Below are 480 nucleotides of genomic sequence, written 5' to 3' on the forward strand. Positions count from 1 at the left end.
ATTATTTTATAAACAAGTTCTAGTTCCATTTCCATGAACTGCGTTATATTAATTTCATTATTGCCTAAAATAGTCAAAAGTTCTAAAGTTTTATTTTCCTTTACAGTATCTTTCTTTTTCTTAATCAATGAACTAGAAGAAAAGAAGACTGTATCGTCTTCCGTTTCCTCTTTTTCTTTAATAAAAACAGTTTTACAGAAGATATTGATTAACTCGTTAGTTGTAGGAAGCTCTGTTTTATCATCTAAGGCGTTTTGCATTCCTCCGTTACAATCTACCCAAAGTATCAATAACTTGTCTGTAAAGCTCTCCATTTGCTCTGTAAAGTCATCAGGAATATATCCAGCGACAAAAGAATTTTGTAGGTCTGCAAAGTCTTTTAAATCTGTAATAAAGTCTGAACCAGTTAGTTCTAAGTATCTAATTGCATGTTTTAAAATCATTTACAGTCCTTTCAGCTCATTAAATTTCTTTCTGCCA

1 protein-coding gene is annotated in these 480 nt (G+C 30.6%); it reads right to left on the bottom strand.

Features of this window, described 5'->3' with window-relative positions:
- Positions 1–443: hypothetical protein (locus L979_RS13600; RefSeq protein WP_047692765.1), on the bottom strand; the 443-nt coding region annotated here is incomplete at its 3' end.
- Between the last annotated feature and the right edge of the window lie 37 nt (positions 444–480).

The organism is Kocuria sp. ZOR0020 (genome assembly GCF_000800955.1).
GTDB lineage: Bacteria > Actinomycetota > Actinomycetes > Actinomycetales > Micrococcaceae > Kocuria > Kocuria subflava.